The sequence below is a fragment of the Streptomyces antimicrobicus genome, assembly GCF_020532625.1.
Taxonomy (GTDB): domain Bacteria; phylum Actinomycetota; class Actinomycetes; order Streptomycetales; family Streptomycetaceae; genus Streptomyces; species Streptomyces antimicrobicus.
In genome coordinates this window covers 117030-143509 of the sequence record NZ_JAJAUY010000001.1, presented here as the reverse complement: position 1 = coordinate 143509, position 26480 = coordinate 117030, and the positions used below count along the sequence as shown (strand labels likewise).

20 protein-coding genes and 1 pseudogene are annotated in these 26480 nt (G+C 73.8%); 8 read left to right on the top strand and 13 right to left on the bottom strand.

Annotated features, from left to right (window positions below):
* Positions 1-3 precede the first annotated feature (3 nt).
* A complete protein-coding gene (glgX, locus tag LG632_RS00655; RefSeq protein WP_226724302.1) occupies positions 4-2328 on the top strand; it encodes a glycogen debranching protein GlgX in 2325 nt (774 codons plus the stop codon).
* A gap of 107 nt (positions 2329-2435) precedes the next feature.
* Here the strand turns inward: glgX and LG632_RS00650 are convergent, their stop codons facing one another.
* The 5 genes from LG632_RS00650 to LG632_RS00630 form a co-directional block, all read right to left on the bottom strand.
* Positions 2436-3833 (bottom strand): condensation domain-containing protein, encoded by a 1398-nt coding sequence (locus LG632_RS00650; RefSeq protein WP_226724301.1) that lies wholly within the window; start codon positions 3831-3833, stop codon positions 2436-2438.
* Positions 3834-3865: 32 nt separating this feature from the next.
* Positions 3866-5311, bottom strand: coding sequence for a condensation domain-containing protein (locus LG632_RS00645; RefSeq protein WP_226724300.1), 1446 nt, complete (start codon positions 5309-5311; stop codon positions 3866-3868).
* Positions 5312-5402: 91 nt separating this feature from the next.
* Positions 5403-6608 (bottom strand): MATE family efflux transporter, encoded by a 1206-nt coding sequence (locus tag LG632_RS00640; protein WP_226724299.1) that lies wholly within the window; start codon positions 6606-6608, stop codon positions 5403-5405.
* The gene (locus LG632_RS00635; protein ID WP_226724298.1) at positions 6605-8326 is read right to left on the bottom strand and encodes a lipopolysaccharide biosynthesis protein; all 1722 of its coding nucleotides are present in this window, start codon (positions 8324-8326) and stop codon (positions 6605-6607) included. The genes LG632_RS00640 and LG632_RS00635 overlap by 4 nt, the downstream gene beginning before the upstream one ends.
* Positions 8323-9528 (bottom strand): glycosyltransferase, encoded by a 1206-nt coding sequence (locus LG632_RS00630; RefSeq protein ID WP_226724315.1) that lies wholly within the window; start codon positions 9526-9528, stop codon positions 8323-8325. The genes LG632_RS00635 and LG632_RS00630 overlap by 4 nt, the downstream gene beginning before the upstream one ends.
* A 157-nt stretch (positions 9529-9685) precedes the next feature.
* Here LG632_RS00630 and LG632_RS00625 point away from each other — a divergent pair, with 157 nt between their 5' ends.
* Positions 9686-10198 (top strand): FAD synthase family protein, encoded by a 513-nt coding sequence (locus tag LG632_RS00625; RefSeq protein ID WP_226724297.1) that lies wholly within the window; start codon positions 9686-9688, stop codon positions 10196-10198.
* Here LG632_RS00625 and LG632_RS00620 read toward each other — a convergent pair.
* Genes LG632_RS00620 through LG632_RS00610 form a run of 3 tightly spaced genes read right to left on the bottom strand, consistent with a single transcriptional unit; the run spans position 10179 to position 13661 of the window.
* Complete coding sequence (locus LG632_RS00620; protein WP_226724296.1) at positions 10179-10901, bottom strand: CDP-alcohol phosphatidyltransferase family protein; 723 nt, start codon at positions 10899-10901, stop codon at positions 10179-10181. The genes LG632_RS00625 and LG632_RS00620 overlap by 20 nt on opposite strands.
* 30 nt (positions 10902-10931) lie before the next feature.
* A complete protein-coding gene (locus LG632_RS00615; RefSeq protein WP_226724295.1) occupies positions 10932-12131 on the bottom strand; it encodes an MFS transporter in 1200 nt (399 codons plus the stop codon).
* Positions 12132-12188: 57 nt separating this feature from the next.
* Positions 12189-13661, bottom strand: a complete 1473-nt coding sequence (locus LG632_RS00610; protein WP_226724314.1) for a hypothetical protein — start codon at positions 13659-13661, stop codon at positions 12189-12191.
* Between the two features lie 162 nt (positions 13662-13823).
* Between LG632_RS00610 and LG632_RS00605 the strand changes: the two genes are divergently transcribed.
* Positions 13824-14363, top strand: coding sequence for a WcaF family extracellular polysaccharide biosynthesis acetyltransferase (locus LG632_RS00605; RefSeq protein WP_226724294.1), 540 nt, complete (start codon positions 13824-13826; stop codon positions 14361-14363).
* Entirely contained in the window at positions 14360-15481 is a 1122-nt protein-coding gene (locus LG632_RS00600; RefSeq protein ID WP_226724293.1) for a glycosyltransferase, read from the top strand. Before LG632_RS00605 ends, LG632_RS00600 begins: the two co-directional genes overlap by 4 nt.
* Before the next feature lie 438 nt (positions 15482-15919).
* Here the strand turns inward: LG632_RS00600 and LG632_RS00595 are convergent, their stop codons facing one another.
* Together LG632_RS00595 and LG632_RS00590 are read right to left on the bottom strand one after the other, a co-directional pair.
* Positions 15920-16612: an LbetaH domain-containing protein gene (locus LG632_RS00595; RefSeq protein WP_226724292.1), complete on the bottom strand. Its 693-nt coding sequence runs from the start codon at positions 16610-16612 to the stop codon at positions 15920-15922.
* Positions 16613-16650: 38 nt separating this feature from the next.
* Positions 16651-17703, bottom strand: coding sequence for an NAD-dependent epimerase/dehydratase family protein (locus LG632_RS00590; protein ID WP_226724291.1), 1053 nt, complete (start codon positions 17701-17703; stop codon positions 16651-16653).
* Between the two features lie 247 nt (positions 17704-17950).
* Here LG632_RS00590 and LG632_RS00585 point away from each other — a divergent pair, with 247 nt between their 5' ends.
* The 3 genes and pseudogenes from LG632_RS00585 to LG632_RS00575 form a co-directional block, all read left to right on the top strand.
* Positions 17951-19312, top strand: coding sequence for an NsdA family TPR-like regulatory protein (locus LG632_RS00585; RefSeq protein ID WP_226724290.1), 1362 nt, complete (start codon positions 17951-17953; stop codon positions 19310-19312).
* 17 nt (positions 19313-19329) lie between these two features.
* Entirely contained in the window at positions 19330-20199 is an 870-nt protein-coding gene (locus LG632_RS00580; RefSeq protein ID WP_226724289.1) for a glycosyltransferase family 2 protein, read from the top strand.
* A gap of 116 nt (positions 20200-20315) precedes the next feature.
* Positions 20316-20528, top strand: a pseudogene (locus LG632_RS00575) (hypothetical protein); the annotation flags it as partial.
* A gap of 27 nt (positions 20529-20555) precedes the next feature.
* Here LG632_RS00575 and LG632_RS00570 read toward each other — a convergent pair.
* The 3 genes from LG632_RS00570 to gmd form a co-directional block, all read right to left on the bottom strand.
* Positions 20556-21248: a hypothetical protein gene (locus LG632_RS00570; RefSeq protein ID WP_226724288.1), complete on the bottom strand. Its 693-nt coding sequence runs from the start codon at positions 21246-21248 to the stop codon at positions 20556-20558.
* Between the two features lie 95 nt (positions 21249-21343).
* A complete protein-coding gene (locus LG632_RS00565) occupies positions 21344-24118 on the bottom strand; it encodes a CBM96 family carbohydrate-binding protein (protein ID WP_226724287.1) in 2775 nt (924 codons plus the stop codon).
* 133 nt (positions 24119-24251) lie between these two features.
* A complete protein-coding gene (gene gmd, locus LG632_RS00560) occupies positions 24252-25265 on the bottom strand; it encodes a GDP-mannose 4,6-dehydratase (RefSeq protein ID WP_226724286.1) in 1014 nt (337 codons plus the stop codon).
* A 176-nt stretch (positions 25266-25441) separates the two neighbouring features.
* On the opposite strand from gmd, the gene LG632_RS00555 reads away from it, so the two are divergent.
* Complete coding sequence (locus tag LG632_RS00555) at positions 25442-26398, top strand: GDP-L-fucose synthase family protein (protein WP_226724285.1); 957 nt, start codon at positions 25442-25444, stop codon at positions 26396-26398.
* The last annotated feature ends 82 nt before the right edge of the window (positions 26399-26480 follow it).

Below are 26480 nucleotides of genomic sequence, written 5' to 3'. Positions count from 1 at the left end.
CAGGTGTCGAGCGCAGCCGAGCAGGAGGCGGTGGAGGCCGTCGAGGACGGGATGCGGGGCGGTGGTGCCGCCGCGCCCGTACGGCCGGTGGCCGGGCAGCCGAACGGGCAGCCGGTCCACCGCGCCGCCGCCCTGACGGGCGGACAGGTCGGGGGCGTCCGGGCCGGCCCGGGCACCGTGGCGCCACCGGTGTGGCCGGGCTCCGCCCACCCGCTGGGCGCGCGCTACCGCGCCGGCCCGGACGGCGTCGCGGGCACCAACTTCGCGCTGTGGGCGCCGGGCGCGGAGGCGGTGGAGCTGTGCCTGTTCGACGCGGCCGGCGCGGAGACCCGGTGCGCCCTGACCGAGCTGACGCACGAGATCTGGCACGGGTTCGTGCCCGGCGTGCGCCCCGGGCAGCGCTACGGCTTCCGGGTGCACGGGCGCTGGGACCCGTGGACGGGCGCCCGGCACAATCCGGCGAAGCTGCTGCTGGACCCGTACGCGCGGGCCGTGGACGGGGACTTCACGCTCCCGCCGGAGGTCTACGGGCACGTGCGGGACTGGCCGCAGCAGTACATCGCCGACACCGTCCGCGACGACCGCGACTCGGCGCCGTACGTGCCCAAGGGCGTGGTGGTCCATGACGACGACGACTGGTCGGACGACGTGCGGCCCAAGACGCCGTGGGCGGACTCGGTCATCTACGAGCTCCACGTGCGCGGCTTCACCATGCGCCACCCCGGCGTGCCGGAGGAGCTGCGGGGCACGTACGCGGGGCTGGCGCACCCGGCGGCCGTCGGGCACCTGGTGGACCTCGGCGTCACGGCGGTCGAGCTGCTGCCGGTGCACCACTTCGCGCACGAGGACCACCTGCTGCGCCGGGGCCTGCGCAACTACTGGGGCTACAACTCCATCGGCTATTTCGCCCCGCACGCGGCGTACTCGTCCAGCGGTACGGCCGGCCAGCAGGTCGGCGAGTTCAAGCGGATGGTGCGGGCGCTGCACGCGGCCGGCATCGAGGTGATCCTCGACGTGGTCTACAACCACACGGCGGAGGCGGGCGAGCTCGGCCCGACGCTGTCGCTGCGCGGGATCGACAACCGCGGCTACTACCGGCTCCAGTCCGACCAGCGGCGCTACGCCGACTACACCGGCTGCGGCAACACCCTGCACGCCGGCCGCCCGCACGTGCTGCGCCTGATCACCGACTCGCTGCGGTACTGGGTGACGGAGATGGGGGTGGACGGTTTCCGCTTCGACCTGGCGGCGGCCCTCGCCCGCTCCATGCATGACGTGGACATGCTCTCGCCGTTCCTGGCCGTCATCGCGCAGGACCCGGTGCTGCGCCGCGTGAAGCTGATCGCGGAGCCGTGGGACGTGGGCTCCGGCGGGTACCAGGTCGGCTCCTTCCCGCCGCTGTGGACGGAGTGGAACGACCGCTACCGCGACGCGGTGCGCGACTTCTGGCGGGGCGCGCTGCCCGACGTGCGGGACCTCGGCTACCGGCTGTCGGGCTCCAGCGACCTGTACGCGTGGGGCGGGCGGCGGCCCTACGCCTCGGTCAATTTCGTCACCGCGCACGACGGATTCACCCTGCGCGACCTGGTGAGCTACGAGCGCAAGCACAACGAGGCCAACGGCGAGGACAACCGGGACGGCACCCACGACAACCGCTCCTGGAACTGCGGGGCCGAGGGCGAGACCGACGACGGCCGGATCCGCGCGCTGCGCCGCCGGCAGCTACGCAACCTGGTCACCACCCTGCTGCTGTCCACCGGGGTGCCGATGCTGGTGGCGGGCGACGAGTTCGGCCGCACCCAGGGCGGCAACAACAACGCCTACTGCCAGGACAACCCGACGGGCTGGGTGGACTGGTCGCTGCCCGCGGAGCCCGGATGGCGGGAGCTGCACGCGCTGACCCGGCGGCTGCTGCGGTTGCGGCGGGCTCACCCGGTGCTGCGCCGGCGGGCGTTCTTCTCGGGCCGCCAGCAGGGCGCGGACGGGCTGCGGGACCTGGCCTGGTTCACGCCGGAGGGCCGGGAGATGACGGAGCGGGACTGGTACGCGCCCGCCGCCGCGCTCGGCATGTACCTGTCGGGGCGAGACATCCCGGGCCGGGACGAGCAGGGCCGCCAGGTGACCGACGACAGCTTCCTGGCCCTGCTGCACGCCGGGGACCGGCCGCTGGGGTGGGAGCTGCCGGGGGCGCCGTGGGCGGCGACGTACGAGGTGGTGGTGGACACCGCCCGCGAGGAGCAGGCGGTGGCGCCGGGGCTGCGCTACCGCGGCGGCACGCGGATCACGGTGGCGGCCCGGTCGGTGCTGCTGCTGCGGGTGGTGGACTGAGGGCGGCGGGCGGCGGGCGGTGGACCGAGGGCGGCGGGCGGGCCGGGGCGGCGGGCCGGGGCCCGGGGCGGCAGGCCGGGGCGGACCGGGTGGGCGGGCCCGGGGCGTCACAGGGTTCCGTGGTGGGCCATGTCCGCCAGCGTGCGCCTGAGGGTGCCCACCAGGGCCGTTCCCGTGCGCAGGGCCTGCGGGGTGTCCACGTGGACGGCGTTCAGGTGGATGCCCTCGTGGGTGCGGTGCAGCCACAGGAACATGCCATTGGTCGCCGGGACCGAGGTGTAACCGCCGGCCCGCCGGGCGGCGTGGTGCGCCGCGCCGGGGGCGTGCCGGAAGTCCATGTACGAGCAGAAGTTGACCGCGTGCGGCCACGGGCGGGCGTAGTGCTCGGGGGCCAGCAGCCGCAGCACGGCTACGAACGGGACCCGGCCGCCCCGGATCATCCGCGTCGACGCGTCCCGGGCGGCGGCCAGGGTCCGCGCGAGGTCCGTCCCGTCCGCCACCGGGAACTCCACGGGCACCAGGTTGACGAACCAGCCCGCGCTGTGGGCGTGCCGGCCCCGGCCCCGCGTGCTGACGGGCACCAGGGTGCGGTGGACGTCCGGGCCGCCCTGCTTGCGCAGGCTGACGCCGACGGCCGCGAGGGCGGCCGTGGGCAGGCCCGCGCCGGCCGCGCGGCAGCGCGCCTCCAGGGCCGCCGCGCCCGCGCGGTCGAGCAGCGTGTGGGTCGTGTTGCGGGCGGGGCCGCCGGCACCGGGCTCGATCCCGAGGTCGAGCGGGAACCTCGGGAAGGGGCCGCCGCCCCGGGCGATGAAGCCCTTCCAGTGCTCCAGGGAGCTGTCGCCCGGGCCGACCGCCGCGGCCCGCCGCCGCTCCTCGCGGCCGTGGTCGAGGAAGCCGCCCGCCGCGGGGAGAGCGGGCTCGCGGCCGCGTGAGAAGGCCTCGTAGGCGGTGGCCACGTCGTTCAGGACGATCATCATCGACGAGCCGTCGGTCACCAGGTGGTCGCAGGCGAGCAGGACCGTCGTGGACCCCTCACGGACCACCGCCCCCATGACGAACCACGGGCCGCGGCGGGTGTCGGTGGCCCCCAGGAACCGGTCCACGTAGGCGCGGGCCGCGGCGGGCGAGGCCACCGGCCCGCGGTCGACCGCTTCCAGCTTGACGTCCTGCGGCTCGGCGACCTCGACGACCGGGCCGTCGGCCGACGCGTGGAACACGCACCGCAGCGCCTCGTGGCGCCGTACGCAGTGGAGCAGCGCCGCTTCCAGGGCCGGGCGGTCGAACGGGCCCCGGATCTCGAAGGTCACGGCGAAGCTGTCGGTGCGCGGGCGCGGGCCGGGGGCCTGGTCGCCGCCGTCCGTCCCGGCGCAGGCACCGAAGTGGTACTCCTGGTTGAACGACGGCCGGGCGAGCGGTGGCCCCGGGACGCCGGTCGCGGCGCCGACGCGCCACTCGACGGCGCGCCCCGGCGCGACGACCAGCTCCGAGCTGGGCAGTTGAAGCACCGGCCGGCGCTCCTCACGGGATCGGCGGGCGGTCAGAACCGGCCGGAACGGGCGATGTTGTCCAGCGACTGCACCAGGGCCCCCACGCAGGTGGCCTTGGCGCGCCGGGCCTCGGGGGTGTCCACGAAGATGGAGTTCAGGTGGAGCCCGGTGTGGTTGCGGTGGAACCAGAAGAAGATGCCGTTGCTGTGCGAGGTGGACACGTACTTGCGCGCCTTCCACGCCACGTGGCTGTGCGCGCCCGGCGTCCTGCGGAAGTCCAGGTAGGAGAAGAAGCTGACGGCGAACGGCCAGACCTGGGGCCCGGTGCCCGCGCCGGTCAGCAGGTCGTGCACGCGGACGAACGGCACGCCGGTGTACGGCCGCATCCCGTCCAGGGCGGCCTGCGCGCCCGCCATGACACCGGCGAAACCGGTGCCGTCGGCCACCGGGAACTCGACCGGGAGCGTGTTCACGAACCAGCCCATGCTGTGCTCGCGGGCGTCCCGGCCGCGGGTGCTGACCGGTACGAGGGCCCGGTGGACGTCCGGGCCGCCCGCCTTCCTCAGGCCGACCCCGAGGGCGGCCAGCACTCCGGTGGACGTCCGGCCGCCCACGGCCCGGCAGTGGGCCTCCAGCGCGTCGACCCGGTCGGCGGTCAGCAGGGTGTCCGCCTCGTTCACGGCGCGGTGGGCCACGCCCGGCTCGATCCCGAGGTCCAGCGGGAACCGGGGGAAGAGCGCGCCGCCGCCCCGCGCGGCGAACCCCTTCCACTGGTCCAGGAGCGGGTCGTCGGCGGCCAGCGCCGCGCCGCGGCCCCGCTCGGCGGCCGCGTGGTCGAGGAAGCTGCCCGCCTGCGGCAGGTCGGGCTCGCGGCCGTGGGCGTACGCCTCGTAGGCCATGGCGATGTCGTGGACGGCGACGGGGGTGGAGACCCCGTCGCTCAGGAGGTGGTCGCAGGCGAAGTAGACGGTGGCGCAGTCGTCGCGGACCATCGCGCCCATCACGATCCAGGGGCCCCGGAGGGTGTCGGTGCGCCGGAGGAAGTCCCGTACGTAGGCCGCGGCCTCGGCGGGGGTGTCGTACCGTCCGGCGTCGACGCGTTCGAGCTTGACGTCCTGCGGGGGGACGACCTCGACGGCCATGCCGCAGCCGCCGTCGGCGGCCCGCCCGGTGGCCCCGGGCTCGGCGCCCTCCCCGGTCTCCCTGAACTCGCAGCGCAGCACCTCGTGCCGGCGGACGAGGTGCAGCAGGGCGGCCTCCAGCGCCTCGACCTCGACGCGTCCGCGGATCTCGAAGGAGCCCCCGATGTACGAGGAGTAGCCGATGTCCGCCGCGCGCAGGGCCTGCGCGACCGCGAAGTGGTCCTGCTGGTTGTAGGAGGCCAGGACCTCCGGAGCGCCCTCCTCGGCGTGCCCGGCGGCGCCCGCCGCGGACACCGTCCATTCCAGGGCGTGTCCGGGGGCCATCTCCATGTCCTCGACGGGCAACTGCAGCATGCACCGGTAACGAGCCGGACCGCGGGCGGTGACGGCCGCCCCGGTCGCGGAACGCCTCGGGCCGCCGGAGGGCCCCGGACCGCGCGACGCCTCAGGCGGCGACCGCGGCCCCGTCCGGCGTGCGGCCGACCCGGCACCAGGCGGCGGTGGCCTTCAGGGCCGAGCCGGCCGCGAGGCCCCAGGCGGCGCCCGCGGCGCCGAAGGCCGCGTAGCCGGCCAGGAGCAGGGCGACCGAGACGCCGGAGAAGACCACCTGCAGCGACAGCGTGGCCTTCGGGGCCAGCACGCGCAGGGTCAGCAGGGCGCAGGTGCCCAGGGCCATCACCGCGTACTGGGCGCCGGTGGCCGGCAGCAGGGCGGCCGCGACCTGCCAGGTGTCGCCCAGCAGCAGCCGCCCGTACCGGGCCGGCAGCGCGTACAGCACACCGGCCCAGACCACGGCCACGCCCGCCAGGGCCGCGCCGAGCCCGGCCGTGGCGCGCACGGTCGCGCGCTTGCCGCCCAGCCGCCCGAGGAACGGCGGACCGAAGGAGTTGGCCGAGTTGAACAGCACGTTCAGCGGGCCGAAGAGGGTGCTCGCGCCGCGCAGCGCGCCGACCGCCAGCGGCGTCGCGAACAGGCCGAGGCCCAGGACGGCGAGCTGGCTGGAGCCGTTGCCCACCGCGAACTCGACCGCGAAGCGCCGGCCCAGGTGCCCCCGCCGCACGTACGGGCGCAAGGAGGCCCGCGCGCCGCGCACGTACGGGCGCAGCAGCCACAGGCCGAGCGCCAGCGCGGGCAGCGCCGACAGGCCCCAGACCAGGACCAGCCGGGCGGGCGAGGCGCCCGTGGGCTGGACGGCCAGGGCCGCGACCACGCACACCAGCCGCAGCGCGTCGGCGGCCAGGGCCCGGTGCGGGGTGCGCAGCGCCGAGAAGCAGTACCGCAGGCCGTCCTGGACGAGGGCCAGGGGGAGGACCAGGCCCAGGGCGGCGAACGCCCACCCGGCCGGGCCCGCCCACCAGCTTCCCGCCGCCGCCAGCACCAGGCCCACCGCCGCGGCCGCCGCGCCCGTGAACGCCACCGCCGAGCGGCACTCGGTCCCCAGCCGCTCGCCGCGCTCCAGCACCAGGCTCTGGCCGACGTACGCCATGTTCAGCCCGAGCAGCACGCTGAAGGTCACGTAGATCATGGAGAACGCGCCGAACCCGGCGGCCGTGGACAGCCGGGCCGCCAGGACCAGCACCAGGATGTTGGTGGCGCTGGAGGCGGCCTGGTCCAGGACGGAGGCGAGGGCGGCGGTCCGGCGCCGGCTCACCTGCGGCCCGTGCGGACCGTGCGCAGCGCTACCGTGTCGCTGCCGTCGCCGACGGGGTGCTCCTCGGCCGGTTCGGGCAGGGCGGCCGGCTCCGCCGCCGGCTCCGCGGCGGGCGTGCGCCGGCCCGGGCGGCGCGCGGTCCGCTTCTCGCCCGGCGGCGGCGCGTGCAGCACGGCGCCGAGCACGGTGCCGCCGGCCCCGCTGATCAGCTCGCGGATGCGGGCCAGGTCGGTGCGGTGGACGGCGCGCGGGTCGCAGACCACCAGGACGCCGTCGACGCGGTCGACGAGCGCCAGCGCGTCGGCGTAGGAGAGCACGGGCGGGGCGAGCACGACGACCGTGGAGCCCGGCGAGTCGGCCTCGGAGATCAGCCGGGTGGCGCGCGGTGAGGTCAGGGCGCGCGGGACGTTGCGGACCCGGTCGCCCGGGATCAGGTCGAAGGTGCCGGACTCGCCGGCGTCCACCACCAGCTGGCGGCCGTCGGGCCATTCGGCCTCGGTGGGCCCGGCGCCCCGGCCGCCGGTGCCGCCGGGCATCTGGCTCCAGCGGGGCCGGCCGCCGGAGTCGGTCGGCAGCTGGCTGGCCAGGACCGGGGTCCGCAGGTCGGCCTCGATGAGCAGCACGTCCTTGCCGGTCTCGGCGAAGGAGGCGGCGAGGTTCACGGCGACGGCGGCGGCGGTCTCGCTGCTGCCGCGCGGGGCGACGACCAGCAGCCGGCGCCGGTCGGCGAAGCGGGAGTCGTAGGCCAGCCGGAACGCCACCGAGCGGTACTCCTCGGCGAGCCGCGGATCGGCCTCGCCGGCGGCCAGCAGCGGCCCCCCGCCGGTGCGGTCCCGGGGCAGGGTGCCGAGGACCGGCGCGCGCAGGGCGCGCGAGACGTCGCCGTCGGAGCGCGGGGCCGGGTCGAAGACGAGCCGGACCCAGGCGCCGAGCAGGCCGAGCGCGAGGCCGACGGCCGCGCCGAGCGCCAGCGACATGGGCAGGCCCGGGCCGTCGCCGTCGGTGGGCGGGGTCGCGGTGGTGGTGACCCGGCCGGGGGTCATGTCGAGCGCTTCCAGCTTGGCGATGCTGGAGTTGAAGGTGTTGACCTTGTTCTGGAGGTCGGTCTTGGTGGTGTACGCGGTGTCGCGCGCCGGGCCGGCGGGCATCGCGGCGATCTGCTTGACCAGGTCGTCGAGCTGCTTGGCCATGGGGTCGCGCTGTTCCTTGTACCCCTTGACCATGGTGTCGCGGGTGTCCTGCAGCGTGCTCTGGCGCAGCTTCAGGTAGGCCTCGGTCATCGCGTTGGCGCGGGTGGCGGCCGTCTTCGGCGTGGAGGCGGTGTAGGTGAAGCGCAGCACCATGGACTGCGGCGGGTTGGTCACCTGCAGTCCGCCGCGCAGCGCGGGCAGTCCGGAGGCGGGGACGCCGAGCTTCTTGGCGGCCTCGGCGGCGACCGAACTGCTCAGCGCCGTCTGCCGTTCGGAGCCGATGTTCACCGTCTTGTCGGCGGCGATCGAGGGGTTGAACGGGTCGTCGGTCGGGGTGCGCAGCACCACGTCGGCCGTGGCGACGTAGGTGTCGGCGGTGGATATCCCCAGGTACACACCGCCCAGCAGGCCGATGCCGATGCCCGCGCCGATCAGCTTGCGGTAGCGCAGGAGCTGGCGGAACTGGTCCCTGAGGAGGTCGGGCTCGTCCTCGGCCGGGACCGCCGCGGGGCGGTGCGTCTCGCTCACGGCCGGTGACCCCCCAGTGCTTCGTCGATCAGTGCGTCGATGCGGGCCAGGCCCGCTTCCCGGCTCAGGTGCGCCGCCACGTGGCGGGGCCCGGCCGCTCCGAGGGCGTCCGCGCCCTCGGGGTCCTCGGCCAGCGCCCGTACGGCCTTGAGCAGGGCCTCGGGGTCCTCCGGCGGTACGAGCACCCCGGCGCCCGAACGCTCCACCTCCTGGGCGGTGCCGCCCTCCGCCGCGACGGAGGCGACGACGGGCCGGCCGGCCGCGAAGTAGGAGGTGAGCTTCGACGGCACGCTCATGTCCAGCACGGCCGCGTGCTGCGTGACCGCGAGCACGTCCGCCGCGGCGAGGATATCCGGGAACTCGCCGTCGGCGGCAGGGGGAATGATGTCCAGGTTCGGTACGTCGGCCGACATCGCGGCGAGGGCGGCGCGCTGGCTGCCGTCGCCCATGAGGACGAAGCGGACGGCGGGATCGCGCCGGGCGGCGCCGACGAGGACCTCCAGGCCCTGCTTGAGGCCCATGTTGCCGGAGTGCAGCACGACGGTCTGGCCGGGGGCCCAGCCCAGGTGGTGGCGGGTCTCGTCGCGCGGCCGGGTGGGCGCGGGCACGTGGGACCAGTTGGGGACGAGCCGGATGCGCCGGGGGTCCACGCCCATGCCGACGACCCGGTCCACGAAGGTCTCGTGGATGACGCCGACCAGTGCGGCCCGCTTGAGCGCGTAGGCCTCGGCCCGTCCGGCGACGGCGGCGGCCTTGTCGCCGCCGCTGATGCCGCTCTGGGCGGCGGCGGCGCCCATCAGGTCCTGGACGACCGGGACGAAGGGCACCTTCCAGCGGGCGGCGAGCCGGGCGGCGAGCACCCCGCCGGCCAGGCTCGGCATCTGGGCGAGGACCGCGTGCGGCCGGGGCATCCGGGGCGGGGCCACGGCGCCGTGGAGCAGAATCGATCCTTCGAACAGGGCCCGTTTCACGGCGGTCTGGCGCGCGGGGACGGTGTGGGCGCGCCGGTGCACGGTGACCCCGGCGCGCTGTTCCGTGCGCCGCAGGGCCCCCCGGTACGCCGGCTCCAGCGACCAGGACGGGTAGTGCGGCATGCCCGCGAGCACATGGGTCTCGTGGCCGAGCGCGGCCCAGTGCTCGGCGATCTGGGTGGCGTACGGGCCGATACCGGCGTGCTCGGGCGCGTAGTTGGTGGAAACCAGCAACAGGCGCCGGTGACCGGAACTGGACACTGAAGGTCCCCTTCCCCCCTGGATGATGCGCTGCTCACCCTAATCGTTCACCCGCACGGCCACGAACGTGCGCGCTATTGTCTGCTCATCCGCCGTACTGGGGAGTACGGCCGCTGGGGGGTATGAGATGACGGAGCGCGACTTGTCCGACCACGGTGCGCCCGGACGGAAGCCGTATCGCGTCGGATACGCGCCGGGTGCCTACGATCTGTTCCACATCGGACACTTGAACATCCTGCGGCACGCCCGCAGCCAGTGCGACTACCTGGTCGCCGGGGTCGTCTCGGACGAGATGGCCGAACGCGCGAAGGGCCGGCGGCCGATGATCCCGCTCGTGGAGCGGCTGGAGATCGTCCGCAGCGTCAAGTACGTCGACGCCGCCTTCGTCGAGACCGTGCCCGACAAGGTCGAGACCTGGCGGCAGGTCCGCTTCGACGTCCTGTTCAAGGGCGACGACTGGCGGGGCACCCCCAAGGGCGACAAGCTGGAGGCGGACTTCGCCGCCGTCGGCGTGGACGTCGTCTACTTCCCGTACACGGTGCACACCTCCAGCACCCAGCTGCGCCGGGCGCTGGACGCGCTCGCCCAGCCCGCGCACGCCGCGTTCGGGGACGGCGCCGTCACCGCGGAACGGCGCTGAGCTCCCGGAACCACTTGGCGAGGAACGCCAGCAGGAACAGCCCGGCCACGGCGCCCAGCGCGGCGTACGCCCACCGGAACAGCAGCCCGTCCCCCAGCAGCAGGAACACCAGGCAGAACACGCCGTAGTCCACCGGCAGCAGGGCCACGGCCCGGAGCGTCGAGGGGGTCGCGGCCGCGCTGCCGGGGGCCGGCTTCGCCTTGAGCTTCTCCGTCAGCAGGCCGCCGAAGAAGGTGACCACGGCGGCGAACTGGAAGCCGAGCGGCACCAGCAGCCAGCCCGCGCCGGACGTGCCGTAGTGCTCGGGGAAGCGGTGGAAGGCGATCAGCACGCAGGTGTGCACGGCGGTCAGCTTGGCCGCGTCCACGACGTGGTCCAGCCACTCGCCGGCCGGGCTGCCGCCGCCGCGCAGCCGGGCCAGCTGGCCGTCGGCCGAGTCGAAGGCGAAGCCGACGGCCAGCGCCGCCCACACGGCGGCGCCCAGCCACCAGGAGGGCGCGGCGAGGGCGACCGCGGCCATCGCGGCGAAGCTGAACGCGGCACTGACGAGAGTGACCTGATTGGGACCGAGGCCGACGGCGTACGAGCCGGCGGCCAGGTACCGCCCGGCCGGCCGGTTGACGAAGCGCGAGTAGAGCGAGACGCCCTTCGCCGACTTCTGTGCCCCGCGCAGCTCCCGCAGCGCGGCTCCGACGCTCGCCATGCGCCCCCCTCGATCCCTGTGAGGGTCACATCATCGCAGGGCCGGTGGGTACGCACGTTCCGGATCCGCACGGACGTCCGGGAGCAGCAGCACGCCGAGGTTGGCCGCGGCGCTCAGCGCCGCCGCGACCAGCAGCGGGGCGGCCGTGCCGGTGACGGCGGCCAGCGGGGCCGCCACCGCCAGGCCCAGGGGGCGGGCGGCGAAGGAGATCAGGGTGTCGAAGGAGCCGACGCGCCCCAGTGCCTCCACCGGGATCCGGCGCTGCACCTCGGTCTCCCAGAGCGGACTGAGCACGCCCAGGCCGAACATGGCGCAGCAGAACGCGCCGGCCGTCACCGGCAGCGGCAGCCGCAGCGCGAACGCGACCAGCGGCAGGGCCTGGGCAGCGGCCCCCACCGCGACCCCGTGCAGCGGCCGGACCGGCAGCCGGCCCGCCGCCCACACCCCGGCGAGCAGCCCGGCCGTGCCGGTCTGGGCGACGACCACCCAGGACCCCTCACCGCCCAGGCTCTCCACGGCGATCAGCGGGCCCAGGGTGAGCAGGAACCCGGCCGCCAGGTGCCAGACCCCGTGCGCGGCCACGTTGGCGAGGAACCACGGGTGCCGCCGCGTCTCGGCCCAGCCCGCCCTCAGCTCGGTGAGGAACCCCGGGCGTGCGGCGGAGGTACGCGCCGGCGTACGCGCCGGGAGTCCGCCGAGGGTGAGGGCCGAGACGACGAACAGGCCGGCGGTCAGCAGCGAGGACCAGCCCGCGCCGAAGGCCAGGGCCAGCCCGCCGGCCGTGGCGGGCCCGGCGAACTGGGCGATCCCCTGCGCCACCCCGAGCCGGGCGTTGACGGCCAGCAGGTCGTCCGCGGGGACGGCGCAGACCACCAGGGTGCGCGCCGAGGCCGTGCCGAACGCGACGGCGGCACCGGTCGCCGCGGCGAGCGCGGCGAGCTCCGGGACCCGGACCGGTCCGGCCAGCAGCAGGCCACCGGTGAGCGCCTGGGCGGCGGCCCGGACCAGATCGGCGGCCAGCACCACCCGGCGGGCCGGGAACCGGTCGGCCACCACGCCCGCCACCGGCAGCAGGAGCAGCAGCGGCAGCAACTCGCAGGCCAGCACGAAGCCGAGGTCCGCCGCCGAGCCGGTGCGGACCAGGGCGAGGGTGAGGGTGGTGGGGATCAGCGCGCTGGCGAGCGCGGCACAGGCGCGGCCGGCCAGCAGCCGCCGGACGAGAGGAGTCATGACGGGAAAGACATGGCGAACGCACCCGCGAATTCCCGCCCGTCGCCGGCGTACCCGTCAGCGCAAGGTCGAGGCCGTGTCCGTGCGGTACGTCGCCACCAGGGCCAGGCACAGGGCCGCGATCGCCACGCGGCCGGAGGCCTGGAGCAGCGGGCCGCGCAGCAGGATGAAGGAGTAGCCGGCGACCAGCGGGACCACGACCGAGATCAGGCTGCCCGGTGGGGTCCGGGGCGTGGCCCGGCGGGCGTAGCGGCGGTCGACGCGGGCGGCGGCGTAGCCCAGGGCCAGCAGGCCCGCGCCCATGCCCAGCGGGCCGAAGTCGATCCACAGCTCGGCCCACACCGGTGAGGAGAGGTTGGTGTTGACGGTGCCCATCCACTCGCCGACCATCACGCCGGTGTCCTTGGGCTTGTCCGGCCACACCGAGCGGGGCACCGCGAAGAGGACCGAGCCGGCCAGCTGGCGTCCGTAGAAGTGGCCCGGGCCCGACTCCGCGAACGTGATGGTGTTGGCGAACATGCCGATCTGGTCGTAGTCCTTGAGCGCCATCGGCTCCAGGAACGACGTGGTCTCCACCGGCTTGTAGTTCTTCTCGTCGTAGCGGAAGCGGTCCGCGAAGGGGAAGACCAGCAGGGCCACCACCACCGCCATCGACAGCGCCACCCGGTACATCGCCGCGCTCACCGGGAAGACCGCGAACAGCAGCGAGAACAGCACGGTCAGGAACCAGTAGCGGGGGTTGGAGACCGGGTTGTTGACCACCACGTTGAGCAGGGCCAGCGCCGCCCAGGTGGCGATCACCGAAACCTTTCGCCGCGCGTACGTCGAGGTCACCAGCCAGCGCGTGTACAACAGCAGCGCCAGCAGCGCCGGTACGGTGCCGAAGCCGCGCAGGAACGCCTGCCCGGCCTGGCCGTCGCCGTTGGAGACGCCGGCCTCCTGGATGCCGGCGATGATCTCCTGCCGGCTGCTGAAGAAGACCGCGGGGCCCCCGAGTTTGACGACGAACGCGCCGCTCGCCACGAAGGCGAACACCGTCAGCAGCTGGAGCCGGCGCCGGTGCGTCATGACCGGCCGCGCCTCCTTCGGCGAGCCGCCCGCACGTCCCGCCGGCCGGTGCCGGGCCAGGAGGGCGCCGACGTCGAACGCGCCGCAGCCCAGCAGCACCAGCGCGATCGCCCAGGTCAGGTCCGAGCGCGGGCCGACCACCGGGGTCGGGACCTGGCCGAGGACGGCCTGGGCGAGCGGGGCCACGCCCATCGCCATGTAGACGAACAGCCAGAAGGAGCCCTGCAGGAGCTTGCGCCGGCTGGTGAGCACCATCGCCGACAGCCGGGCACCCGCGTACATGGTCAGCGCCAGCTGGAGCCAGAACGCCGCGTCGTGCGCGCCCGCGCCGGGCTGGACGGCCACGAACAGCGGGAGGAAGACCGTGAAACCGAGGGCGAGCGGCACCGACAGCGCGCGGGAGAGCAGGGTGCGCGGGGTGGTGACGCGGCCCCACAGGGACTCGTCCTCCTGCGGCAGCAGGGCCGCCCGTGGCGGCCGGGCCCGCGGGGCGCTCGGCGGCCTGTCCACGTCCGTTGCCACGATCAGCCCCCACCCCTGTGCGTCGTCCGCGCGCAGTCTAGTCTGGGCGGACGGCGCCGGGGGAGGCGCCGCCGGCGGGGGTCGGGACGAGGGGGTTTCTCGGTGCGTGATCTTCCGGCCTTCACGCTGGCCGGTTACGACAAGGGCCGCGGGGTGCTGACGCAGGCGCTGTGGTTCGCCGTCATGAATCTGCTGTTCATGGCCTGGTTCTGCCCGGCCCGGCTGCGGGTGGCCCTGCTGCGGGCCTTCGGCGCGCGGATCGGCGAAGGGGTCCTGATCCGGCACCGGGTGCGCGTGCTGTGGCCGTGGAAGCTCACGATCGGCGACCACACGTGGATCGGCGAGGGCGCCTGGCTGCTGAACCTGGAGCCGGTGACCATCGGCTCCCACGTGTGCGTGTCGCAGGAGGCGCTGCTCTGCACCGGCTCGCACGACCACCGGGCCGCCGACTTCCGCTACCGCAACGCCCCGATCAGCGTCGAGGACGGCGCCTGGGTGGCCGTCCGGTCGACCGTGCTGCCCGGGGTGACCGTGGGCCGCCACGCCGTGGTCGGCGCCGGCGCGGTCGTCCACCGGGACCTGCCCGCGCTCACCCTGCAGACCGCCGACGGCACCCGCCGGCCCGTGGAGGAACCGAAGTGAGAATCCTGCACGCGGTCACCCTGCACTCCCCCAGCCACGCCTTCGGCGGGCCGGTGCGGGTCGCGCTGAACCTGGCCAAGGGCCTGCGGGCCCGCGGCCACGAGGCGTCGCTGGTGGCCCTCGGCGAGGGCTTCGGGGACCCCTGGCCCACGGACGTCGAAGGAGTGCCCGCCCGGCTCTTCCGGGCCCGGCGGCTGCTCCCGCTGGGCTTCAGCGGGATCACCTCGCCGGCGCTGCTGGCCACCGCCGGGCGGCTGGTGCGCGGGGCCGATCTGGTCCACGTCCACCTGGCCCGGGACCTGGTGACGCTGCCGGTCGCGCTGGCCGCGCTGCGCGCCGGCACGCCGCTGGTGCTCCAGACCCACGGCATGGTCGACCCGAGCGACAAGGCGCTGGCCAAGCTGCTGGACGCGGTGGCGGTCCGCCGGCTGCTGCGGGGCGCGGACGCGGTGCTGCACCTGACCCCGCACGAGAGGGCCGGGCTGGAGGCCGTGGTGGGCGGCGAGCCGCTCGCCCGCGCGGTCCGGCTCGTCAACGGCACCCCGGCGCAGGAGGAACGACCGCCGCTGGAGGGCCCGCCGCGCATCCTGTACTCGGCCCGCCTGCAGGCCCGCAAGCGCCCGGTGGACTTCGTACGGGCCGCCTCCCTGGTGCGCGAGCGGGTCCCGCAGGCGCGGTACGTGCTGGCCGGACCGGACGAGGGCGAGGCCGGGGCGGTCACGCACGCGGTGGACACCCTCCGGCTCGCCGACCGGCTCACCGTCCCCGGACCGCTGAGCAGTGCCCAGGTGCTGGCCGAGCTGCGCCGGGCGCACGTGTACGTCCTGCCGTCGGTGGACGAGCCGTTCCCGATGTCGGTGCTGGAGGCGCTGGCCGTGGGCGTACCGGTGGTCGTCACCCGCTCCAACGGCCTGGCCCGCGACATCGAGGCGGCCGGCGCCGGGCGGGTCGTGGAGCCGGGCCCGGAGGGCGTGGCCGAGGCGGTGCTGGAGCTGCTGGACGAGGACGCCAACCGGGCCGCGTCGGCGGCCGCGCGCAAGCTGGCGGCCGAGGCGTACTCGATGGACGCGGTGGTCGACGCGCTCCTCGAGGTCTACTGGAGCGTGACGGACCGCTAGGCCGTGTTTTGAAAGTCGGCTCTGTTCCTCGTCCCGCATCGCGATGATCGCGGTGTGGGGCGAGGGGGATCTTTCTGACGATCAGTGGGCTGGGCTGGAGCCGCTGTTGCCGGTCGCGGTGACGGGGCGGCCGTCGTTGGGCCGGCGGAAGTTGATCAGCGCCGTCGTCCAGCCGGTCAAACTGTTCCCTGCGCCGCAGCTGCGAGACGGGGCCGGAGGTCCGACCCGGTCTCGCAACGCACTCCCAGCCAGCACTCCGCCCCTGCGCCGCTCCAGCGCCCCCGGCTTCGCCGTGGACGACCTCGAAGCCCCCCGCACCGACGTGATCGTCTTTCCCGGTGTCGGCGGCTCCGTCGCGCGGCCCGCACGCCCCGGGCCGGGCGGCGGGCCCTCGGTGTGGGCGGGGTGGGCCGCCGGCTGCCGGAGCGGCGACAGCGGTCAGATGCGGCGGGGTTCGATGACTACCTCGGGTGAGGAAGATCGCACGACGCTGCAGGCGGGGACGATGCTGCTGCCCATGCAGACGCTTGCCGCGATGGTCGAGTGCCGGCCCACAGCGATGCCGGGGCCGAGGGTGATCATGCTGCCGGTCTGGACGTGGTCCCCGATGAGACCCCCGAACTGGGAGGTCGTGCACCGGTAGGGCCGTTCGTCACCAGGGGTGTGAAGGACGATCTCCTTGACGGGTACGCGCATGTCGTAGTTCCACAGGCTGATCGCCGCGATGACGAGGTTCGCGGACAGGTGGGCGTCGGTGCCGACGATGGAGTGGCCGATGCCGACCTGGTGGCCGAGAACGGTGTTCTCCCCGACGAAGGAGTGGGTGACCTCGCACCCGAAGCCGACGGAGACGCCGGCGGCGAGGACCGAGCGCTTGCGGACGGTCGAGAACTCGTGGACGCGGACCCCGGGCCCGATGATGACGTCCTCGCCGATGATCGCGGTGGGGTGGATCTGCGCAGTGGGGTGGATCCTCTCGGGTACGACCTGCAGGGCGTCGTCATGGAGGGCCTCCCAGCGGGTGAGGAAGTCGGACAGCTCGAAATCGCCGAGCTCGGCGTAGCCGGTGGCCTCCAGGCCGGACGTTGCGGGGGCGTGGACGTAGTCACCGACACGGATGGACTCGGGCACCTGGCTTGCTCCTGGGCGTCATCGTCGGGGCGGGCGGTTCAGGCGGATTCGGCGGCCTCACGGCGCAGGAAGTCGGGCAGGGCGGCGGGGGTGTTGTCGAGCCAGGCGACGTAGCGGGCGACACCCTCGGCCACCGGGATCCGGGGTTCCCACTCCAGGGCGGCGGTCATGCGGGCCGTGTCGGCCGTCCCGCCGAGCGGGTCGCCCTCGGGAAGCGGCCGGTCCTGGAACTCGGCGTCGGGGTAGTGGTTGCGGATGAGCTGGGCCACGTCGGCGATGGACGTGGCCTGGCCGGTGCCGATGTTGAGGGTCTGCCGGTCGGCGCTGGGGGCGAGCAGGGCGCGGACGGTGGCCTCGGCGACGTCTTCGACATGTACGAAGTCGCGGACCTGCCGGCCGCCGCCGTTCAGGTGCAGGGGAAGGCCGAGCTTCGCGCGCATCGCCATCCAGGCGACCACCCAGGAGTGCGAGCCCTGCTTCACGGTCTGCGGTTCGCCGTAGACGGAGAAGTAGCGGACCGAGGTGTGAGAGACGTTGGCCTTGCCCAGGACGAGCGCGGTCTGCGCCTCACCCCACGCCTTGGTGTTCGCGTACACCGACAGCGGGGCCAGCGGCTGTTCCTCGTTCCAGGCCTGCGCGTCGTGGCGTTTGGGGTCGCCGTTGCCGTAGACGGCCGCGGAGGAGACGAACACGAACCGGCGGACGCGGGCGTTGCAGCGGCGGACCGCGTCCAGGAGGACCTGGGTACCGGTGACGTTGGTCTGGATCGCGACCATGGGGTTGCGGGTGCAGGCCGCCACGTCGGCCACGGCGGCGGCATGGATCACGTAGTCGGCTTCCCGCACGACGTGGTCCATCAGGGTCGTGTCGGCGATGTCGCCCACGATGGTGTCGCGGTCGGTGGGACGGACGCCGAACAGGTCGGCATGGACGGTGGCTGGATAGGCGTCGAGCTTGCCCACGGCGATCACCCGGGCCCCGGCCGCGCGAAGGCGGGCGGTGATGCGGGATCCGACCAGCCCTCCTCCCCCGGTGACCACCACGGTGGAGCCGACGAGGGCGGCGGACAGGTCGGCGTCGGTCAGCGTCACGGTGGTCTCCTCGGACTCGGCGGGAGGTGGAGAAGAGGTCGGGGAGGTTGCGACCGGTCCGGCTCGGCACCGCCTCCCCGCCCCGGCAGGCACCGCCCGGGGCAGGGGTGGGCTCCACCAGAAGGAGCGGTGGTGCAGCCCCGGGCGGCGTGATGAACAGTGAACTCTGCTGTACGGAAAGTGAGTACGGTGGGCGAAGAGGCAACCCGTTCAACCCGTTCAAGATCGTTTACAAGGGGGCCCGACGTTGGCAGCGGACCGGAAACCGAACAGCGCGTTGGCCGACGTGATCGCCGAGTCCGGGGCCACGTACTACGCGCTGGCCAGGGAGATTCGCTCTGTGGCAGCTGAGGCCGGCCAGCGGCTGAGTACCGGCCCGTCGGCCGTCGCCTACTGGGTCGCCGGCGGTACGCCCTCCGGCCAGACGCCGTTCTACATCGCCGAGGCCCTGACGAGAAGGACGAAGCGGCGGGTGACCGTCGCCGAGATCGGTCTAGGCTCCGCAGTCACCGGTGGGGTCCTGGAAGCCGATCCGCTGGCCGCCGTCGCCGACCTCGGGAGATCCGTCATGCAACGTCGCCGCGACTTCCTCGGCGCCGCGTTCACCGCCTCCGCCGTCGGCCTGCCGTTGGCCTACGACCACGAAGCGGTCGCCGCCACGCTCCGGGCCGCCGAGGCAGGCGGCAGCGTCGGCCCCGCCGAGGTGGCCACGGTCCGGCAGCTCACCGAGACCTTCCGCAGCGCGGACGAGCGGATGGGCGGTGGCCACGGCCTGACCACCGTCACCGCCTACCTGACCGACACCGTCGCACCGATGCTGACAGCCAGGTTCCCCTCCGCCGCGGTCCGCTCCGACGCCTTCGGGGCGGCGGCCCAGCTGGCCTGCCTGGTCGGATGGAAACACCACGACCTCGGCCGGGAGGGCGCCGCCCAGCGGTACTACCTGCTGGGCTACCAGCTCGCCTGCGAGGCCGACCCGAACGGCCATGCCGCGTGGATGATGCGGGCCCTGACGCATCAGGCTCTGGACCTGGGCCACCCCCGCTCGTGCCCTGAGCTGGCCGAAGCCGCCCTGCACCGGGCGTCGGGGAAGGTCGATCGCCAGACCGAAGCCCTGCTGCTGGTGACGTGCGCCAGGGCGTACGGAGCCGGGGGTCAGCGAGCCAGGGCAGCGCGTGCGCTGCTGGCCGCGGAGGACGCCGTGACGGACACGCGGGAACCTGTCCCCGCCTACGCCGCCGCCTCGGGCCCGGTGGCGGCCACCGTCGCCTCGCACATGGGCAAGACGCTCACCGCGATGAAGGATCACGCGGCGGCCGAGCGGCACTACCGCCGGTCCCTGGCCGGCCGCGCCCCCGGCACGTACCAGCTCAAGCACGGGCTGACCCTGGCCAACCTGGGGAAGGCAGTGGCGGGGCAGCACCGACACGAAGAGGCCGTGGGCCTGTGGGCCCGATCCCTGGACTTCATGGGCGGCGTGGTCTCCGACCGCAACCGGCAGGCGGTACGGGAGATCCAAGCGGCGGCGGCCCGATACCGAAAACGCGGGGTGACCAGGGCGGCGAACCTGAACCAGCGCGCCACCGAACTACTCAGCAACCACACGTGAAGGGAACGCACAGGGCAATGCCGAAGATCGGGGTTGTGGTCCTGACCATGGGCGACCGGCCCACCGAACTGGAAGCCCTGCTGGCCTCGGTGGCCGCTCAGGAAGGCGATCCGGCAACCGTCGTGGTCCTCGGACAAGGCGTCAAGCTCCCACCGCTGCCGGACGGCGTGGACGGTGTCGAGCTCCCGGAGAACCTGGGCATTCCCGGCGGCCGAAACGCGGGCGTGCAGTGGCTGCGCGAGCAGGGCGGCGTAGACATCGTCGTGGTCCTCGACGACGACGGCCTGCTGCCCCGTACCGACACGTTCCAACTGATCCGGCAAGCGTTCGCCGCCAGGCCGCGCCTGGGGATCGCAGGCTTCCGCATCGCCGACGAAGCCGGAGAGAGCCAGCGCAGACACGTCCCCCGCCTGGGCAGCAAGAACCCGCTGACGTCCGGGCCGGTGACGACGTTCCTCGGCGGCGGCCACGCCATCCGCATGAGCGTCATCGACCAGGTAGGCGACTTCCCCACCCAGTTCTTCTACGCCCACGAGGAAACGGACTTCGCCTGGCGGGCCCTCGACGCCGGCTGGGACATCGACTACCGGGCCGACATGGTGCTCCAGCACCCGCGCACCGAAGCGTCCCGGCACGCGGTGTACTACCGGAACACCGGCCGGAACCGGGTCTGGCTGGCCAAACGGCACCTGCCCGCCGTCCTGGTCCCGATCTACCTCGCGACCTGGGCCGCGTACACGCTCGCGCAGCGGCCCCCGCTGGCCGGCCTGGCAGCCTGGTGGGCCGGCTTCTTCGAAGGGGTCCGGAAGCCGTGCCCGCCCAGGCGGCCCATGCGGTGGCGGACGGTATGGCGGATGACCCGACTGGGCCGCCCACCGGTCATCTGACGCCCACGGAGTGCTGGGCGAGAGCGCTACGGTCCGTCCGATTCGTTCGAACCAAGTGGCTTCGATTGGATCGAGCTCATCTTTCCGGGTGCCGCCATTGCCGCAACGCAGGTGCGTTGCAGTGCGGTGGTGCGCCGCCTGTTGCACCAGGGTTCCAGCAGGACGCGCTGTTCATGATGATCAGCGACCTCAACGACTCCGACAACACCTTCGTGGTCGTCCAGCCCGACGAGGACGACCCCGTCCGGTTCGCCTCGGTGGCCGTCCTGGACGAAGGCGGCTACGAGATCGTCCGCCGCGACGCCTCTCGCAACGCGAGTTCTGAGACACGGCCTGGGCCGCCCTGTCGTGCGGGCCTAGGCCGGGATCCAGGCGTAGCAGCCCGTCGACTCGAATTCCGCCGTGCCCGAGGGGACGGTGGCGGTGATCCTCGTGCCCTGCTGCGGCGGGGTCTGCGGGCCGGAGGCCAGGACCGCGCCGTCCTTGCCGCGGGCCTGCCAGGTGCACGTGGTGCTCTGGGTCAGCGCCCGGTACGTGCCCGCGGCGGGCGCCGTGCGGACCCCGTCGCCGAAGCCCTTCTCGGCCACCGCCAGCAGGTGCTTCTGCTCGGGGCACAGGTAGGTGATCGCGTCCTTGGCGCCCTTGACCTCGCCGGAGACGATGGCCGCGGTCGCCGCGTCCGGGTCCCGCTTGGCCGTGCGTTCGATCCGCTGGCAGGTCTCCTGGCCGGTCTGCAGGACCGCGGCCGGGTCCATCCGCTCGGGCACCCGCCCGCTGAGGTACTTCTTCTCGTTGTCCTTGAAGGTGCCCGTCCGCGGGGTGAGCCTGGCGTCGGGCAGCACGGGGCCGGTCGGCCTGGCGTCCGGGCCCGTGGTGGGCGCGGGCGTGGTGTCCGCCGGGTCCGGGGCCGCCGACGCCGCCGGCGGCCCGGCCTTCGCCGTCCCGTCCGTCCCGCCCGTCCCGGACGCGCCCCCGCCCGAGCCGCCGCACGCGGTCAGCGCCAGGGCGGCGGTCAGCAGGACGGCGGCCGCTGCCGGGCGTCGGTACATCACAGGGCTCCCACGGGTACGGGTCTGGGTAGGGCCAGGGCTACGGAAGAGGACGAGGAGTGCCGGGCGGGGGTTCCGCCCGGCACTCCCGGGGGTTACTTCGGGCCGAACGTGAGGACCAGCTGCGGAGTGCCCTCCGCCGCCGAGGCCTCGGAGGACCACAGCCACAGCGGGTCGGAACCCGTGCTGGTCAGCGCCACGCTGTAGCTGGTGCCCAGCGCCGCGGCGACCGTGGCGGTGTCCAGGTCGACGTTGTGGACCGCCGAGCCGTCCGGGACGCCCGCGAGCGAACCGAGCGGGGTCGTGCCCAGGGTCGGCTTGGTCGCGAAGGTCGTGCCCGCACCGCTCCACGTGCCGGTGACCGGGACCACGGAGACCGTGTCGACGGTGCCGGCGCCGGCCTGCGTGCTGGTCTTGACCTGCAGCGAGGCGGACTTCAGGACCTGGCCGGCGGGGGCCGCCGGCAGGGCGAAGCGCAGGTACGTCTCGTACGCCGAGGTGCCGCGCACCGCCAGCGAGGTCGAGGTGCCGTAGGCGGTGGACGGGGCGCCCTGGTTGACGTAGGTGTCCTCGGTCGCGTTGACCTCGGTGACCGTGTCGACGGGAGCCTTGGCCAGGGCGAAGTGGTTCTGCACCTGGGCCTGGGTCAGCGCCGTCGGGTAGACGGCCGTCTCGTCGAGCTGGCCGGCGAAGAAGTTGCTCGTCGGGCGGTTCGGCCAGTTGGCGAGGTTGTCGCCGCCGACGTGCCAGTAGCCGGCGTAGGCCGCGGAGGTGGTGACGTTCAGGGTGCCCTTGTTCTGGCCGTCGACGTAGAGCGCCATGCCGGCGGGGCCCTGGGTGGCGACCACGTGGTGCCACTTGTTGTCGTTGTACGTGTCGAACAGACCGGTGGTGACGACCTTGTAGCCGCCGCTGTACACGCCGAAGGCGAGGCGGCCGGTGTTGGTCATGTAGATCTGCTTGTCGTACGAGACGCTGTTGCGGGTGGTGTTGTCACCGAAGCCGATCAGCTTGCCGCCGCGCGAGGTGCCCGTCTTGAACCAGGTCTCCAGCGTGTAGCTGCTGCCGACCGTCTGCCGGCGGTCGCTGTGCACCTGCTGGCTGGTGCCGTTGAAGCCCATGGCCGTGCTGGTGCCGGTGACCGCGCCGGGCGCCTGGCGCAGGGCCGGGGCGCCCACCTGGACACCGCTGGTGTTGCCGGCCGAGGAGTCGGCGACGTACGGGCTGCTGGTGTCGTCGTAGCGCCAGTACAGCTGGGCGCCGTCGGCACGGACCTGGTTCGGGTACGGGACCACGGACGTCGGCACGGTCACCGACGCGGCCGCGGACAGGGCGCTGGTGTTGCCCGCCGCGTCGGTCGCGGTCACCCGGTAGCTGTAGGACTGGCCGGCCTTGACGGTGGTGTCGGTCCAGGAGGCCTGCGGGCGCTCCCACTCCAGGGACTCCGCCTCGACGGTGGCCACCGGGGTGGCCGCGCCGTTGCGGTAGATCCGGTACGTCAGCCTGCTGTCGTCGAGGTCGAAGCTGGTGCGCCAGCGGACCTGGACCTCGCCGGGCTTGACGGCGGCGGCGCTGGCGGACGGGGTGGTCGGGGCGCCGACGTCGCCGGTGGAGGCGAAGCGGGTCAGGGCCTGCTGCGGGGCGCCGTTGACGGTGGTGAACTCACCGCCGACCCACATGTACGCGGTGCCGTCCTTCGGCGCGACCTCCATCACGCGCGGGCCGATGCCCTCGCCGAGGCCGTCGTTGGTGTCGGGGAACCAGCCGAGCTTGCGCGGGCCGCGCACGAAGCCGTCCACGGGCGCGGGGGCGACGCCCTTGTGGTCGGTGGGCTGGGCCAGCAGGTGGTGGCGCTTGCCGTCGGGGAACTCGAGCTCGGTGGAGCAGTCGTGGGCGTGCGAGGAGCTGTAGAGCACCCCGTCGTACGGCAGCACGGACTGGGTCGCGCCCAGGCAGCGGTCGCGCCACTTCTCGCTGAAGTCGGTGAGGTTCAGGCCGATGCGGCCGTCGAAGACGCCGCCGCCCGAGCCCTCGTTGGCGGTGTAGAAGCCGGTCGCGTCGGTGGCGATGTCCTTGACCACCGAGTTCGACGGGATGTTGGTGTAGGTCTTGGCGACCGCGCCGGTGGTGGCGTCCACGACCGCGAGGGCGTGGGTGTTCTTGCCGTTGACGGTGAAGAAGTCGCCGCCCAGCAGGACGTTCTTGCCGTCCGGGGTGAGCTCGACGGCACGGCCGGGCTCGTCGGCGTGGGCGACGAACGGCTTGACGGCACCGGTGGTGGCGTCGACGGCGGCGAACCGCTCGCGGGTCTGGCCGTCGACGGCGTTGAAGTCACCGGCGGCGTAGAGCGTGTCGTCGCTGACGGCGAGACCGCGGACGGTGGCCGGGAAGCCGGGGTGGAAGGCGGCCTTCGGGGTGCAGCTGGCGATGTCGATCGCGGCGACGCTGCTGACCGGGGTGCCGTTCACGGCGCCGAAGTAGCCGCCGGCGTAGAGGGTCTTGCCGTCCTTGGAGACGACCAGGGCGCGGACCGTCGCGGTGCCCTCGCCGATGGTGAAGGACAGCGCGCAGTTCGTGGGGGCGCCCGTCGCGGCGTCCAGCGCGACGAAGTTGACGGCGTCCTGCTCGGCGCCGCTGCCGCCCTCCGGGGGGCGGACCTTGGAGAAGGTGCCGCCGGCGAAGACGGTGCCGTTCGCCTGGGCCAGCGCCCAGACGATCCCGTCGGGCTGCCAGGTCGGCAGCGTGTCGGCGGTGAACGCCACCGGCGGTGTGACGGCGGACGCCTGCGGCGTCAACACGACGCCGAGGCCGGCGCCGGCACCGGCCAGCGACAGGACGAGGGCAGCAGTCAGCCCTCTGGATCTACGCATGAGCCCCCCAGGGCATAGCCCGGTTCGAATGGCTGGAACTATCCGAACAGCCACGTGTGATGGCGCGGTTCGTGCCGGTCAGGACCGGATGGGCTGACCTGGACACGGCAAACCGTTGGGAAAAATATACGGCCTAGCGGTCGATGCGCACCGTGGCTCCGGAGAGCTGGTCCGCAACCTGACGGATGTCGGCGTCGGTCATGATCCGGGCCAATTCGTCCACCAGGACCGTCGGCTTCCAGCCAAGCAGCTCCTGCGCCTTGCTCGCGTCACCGATGAGGGCGTCCACCTCGCTGGGGCGCTCGTACTTGGGGTCGTGGGCGACGTACTGCTCCCAGTCGAGCCCGGCGTGCCCGAAGGAGGCCTCGACGAACTCGCGGACGGTGGCGGCCACCCCGGTCGCGACCACGTAGTCGGTGGGCTCGTCCTGCTGGAGCATCCGCCACATGGCGTCGACGTACTCGGGGGCGTAGCCCCAGTCGCGCACCGCGTCGAGGTTGCCGAGGTAGAGCTTGTCCTGCAGGCCCGCCTTGATCCGGGCGACGGCGCGGGTGATCTTGCGGGTCACGAAGGTCTCGCCGCGGCGCGGGGACTCGTGGTTGAAGAGGATGCCGTTCACCGCGAACATGTCGTACGCCTCGCGGTAGTTCACCGTGGCCCAGTAGGCGAAGACCTTGGCCGCGCCGTAGGGGCTGCGCGGGTGGAACGGCGTCAGCTCGTTCTGCGGCGGCGGGGTCGAGCCGAACATCTCGGAGGACGAGGCCTGGTAGATCCGCGTCTGCACCCCGCTGGCCTTGATGGCTTCGAGCAGCCGCAGCGCGCCGAGGCCGGTCACGTCGCCGGTGTAGAGGGGCGCGTCGAAGGAGACGCGCACGTGCGACTGGGCACCGAGGTTGTAGACCTCGTCGGGCTGTATGTCGCGCAGCAGGTTCACCAGCGCGACGCCGTCGGAGAGGTCGGCGTGGTGCAGGACGAAGGACCGGCCGACGGTGTGGGGGTCCTGGTAGATGTGGTCGATGCGCTCGGTGTTGAAGCTGGAGGAACGCCGCACGAGGCCGTGCACGGTGTAGCCCTTGGACAGCAGCAGCTCGGCGAGGTAGGAGCCGTCCTGGCCGGTGACTCCCGTGATCAGTGCGGTCTTGCTCATGCGGTTCCCCCCGGGGGTTCGTTGCGTTCGGTGGTCTGCCGGGGCCCGGGCCTGGGCCCCGGTCCCCGTGCCGGGCCCGCCGGCCCGAGCGGAAGGTCCCCGCATCGTACGTGTGTCCGTACGGACGTCCGTTGCGGGGTGCGTGCCCGCGGCGGCGGTTTGGCATCATCGCCGGTATGACGAATCCCCTGCCGCTCCTGCCCCCGCACGCCCGGATCTTCGTGGCGGGTCACCGTGGCCTCGTCGGGTCCGCGGTCGTGCGACGGCTCGCCGCCGACGGGCACGAGGTCCTGACCCGGGGCCGCGCGGAGCTCGACCTGCGCGACGCCGCCGCGACCGAGGCGTACCTGAAGGACGTCCGGCCCGACGCGGTGGTGCTCGCCGCCGCCAAGGTGGGCGGGATCATGGCGAACAGCACCTACCCGGTGCAGTTCCTGGAGGACAACCTCAAGATCCAGCTCAGTGTCGTCGCCGGCGCGCACGCCGCGGGCGTGGCGCGGCTGCTGTTCCTCGGCTCGTCCTGCATCTACCCCAAGCACGCGCCCCAGCCGATCACCGAGGACGCGCTGCTGACGGGCCCGCTGGAGCCGACCAACGAGGCGTACGCCCTCGCGAAGATCGCCGGCATCGTCCAGGTGCAGTCGTACCGCAAGCAGTACGGGGCGTCGTACATCTCGGCGATGCCGACCAATCTCTACGGGCCGGGCGACAACTTCGACCTGGAGACCTCGCACGTCCTGCCGGCGCTGATCCGCCGCTTCCACGAGGCCGCCGTCGAGGGCCGCGAGGAGGTGACGCTGTGGGGCAGCGGCACTCCGCGCCGGGAGTTCCTGCACGTGGACGACCTGGCGGCGGCCTGCGCGGTGCTGCTCGCCGGCTACGACGGCGACGAGCCGGTCAACATCGGCTGCGGCGAGGACCTGACCATCCGCGAACTGGCCGAGACCGTCGCCGAGGTGACCGGCTTCCGCGGCCGCCTGGCCTGGGACACCGGCAAGCCGGACGGCACCCCGCGCAAGCTGCTGGACGTGTCCCGGCTGACGTCGCTGGGCTGGAAGCCGGCGGTCCCGCTGCGCGACGGCATCGCGGCCACCTACCGCTGGTGGCTCGACCAGGACGCCGCCCGGGGCTGACCGGGGGGCCGGTCCCGGCCCCCGGGCCGCTCCGGGGGCAGCTGCGGGGACCGGTCCGGCGGCTGTTCTCACGTACGCGACC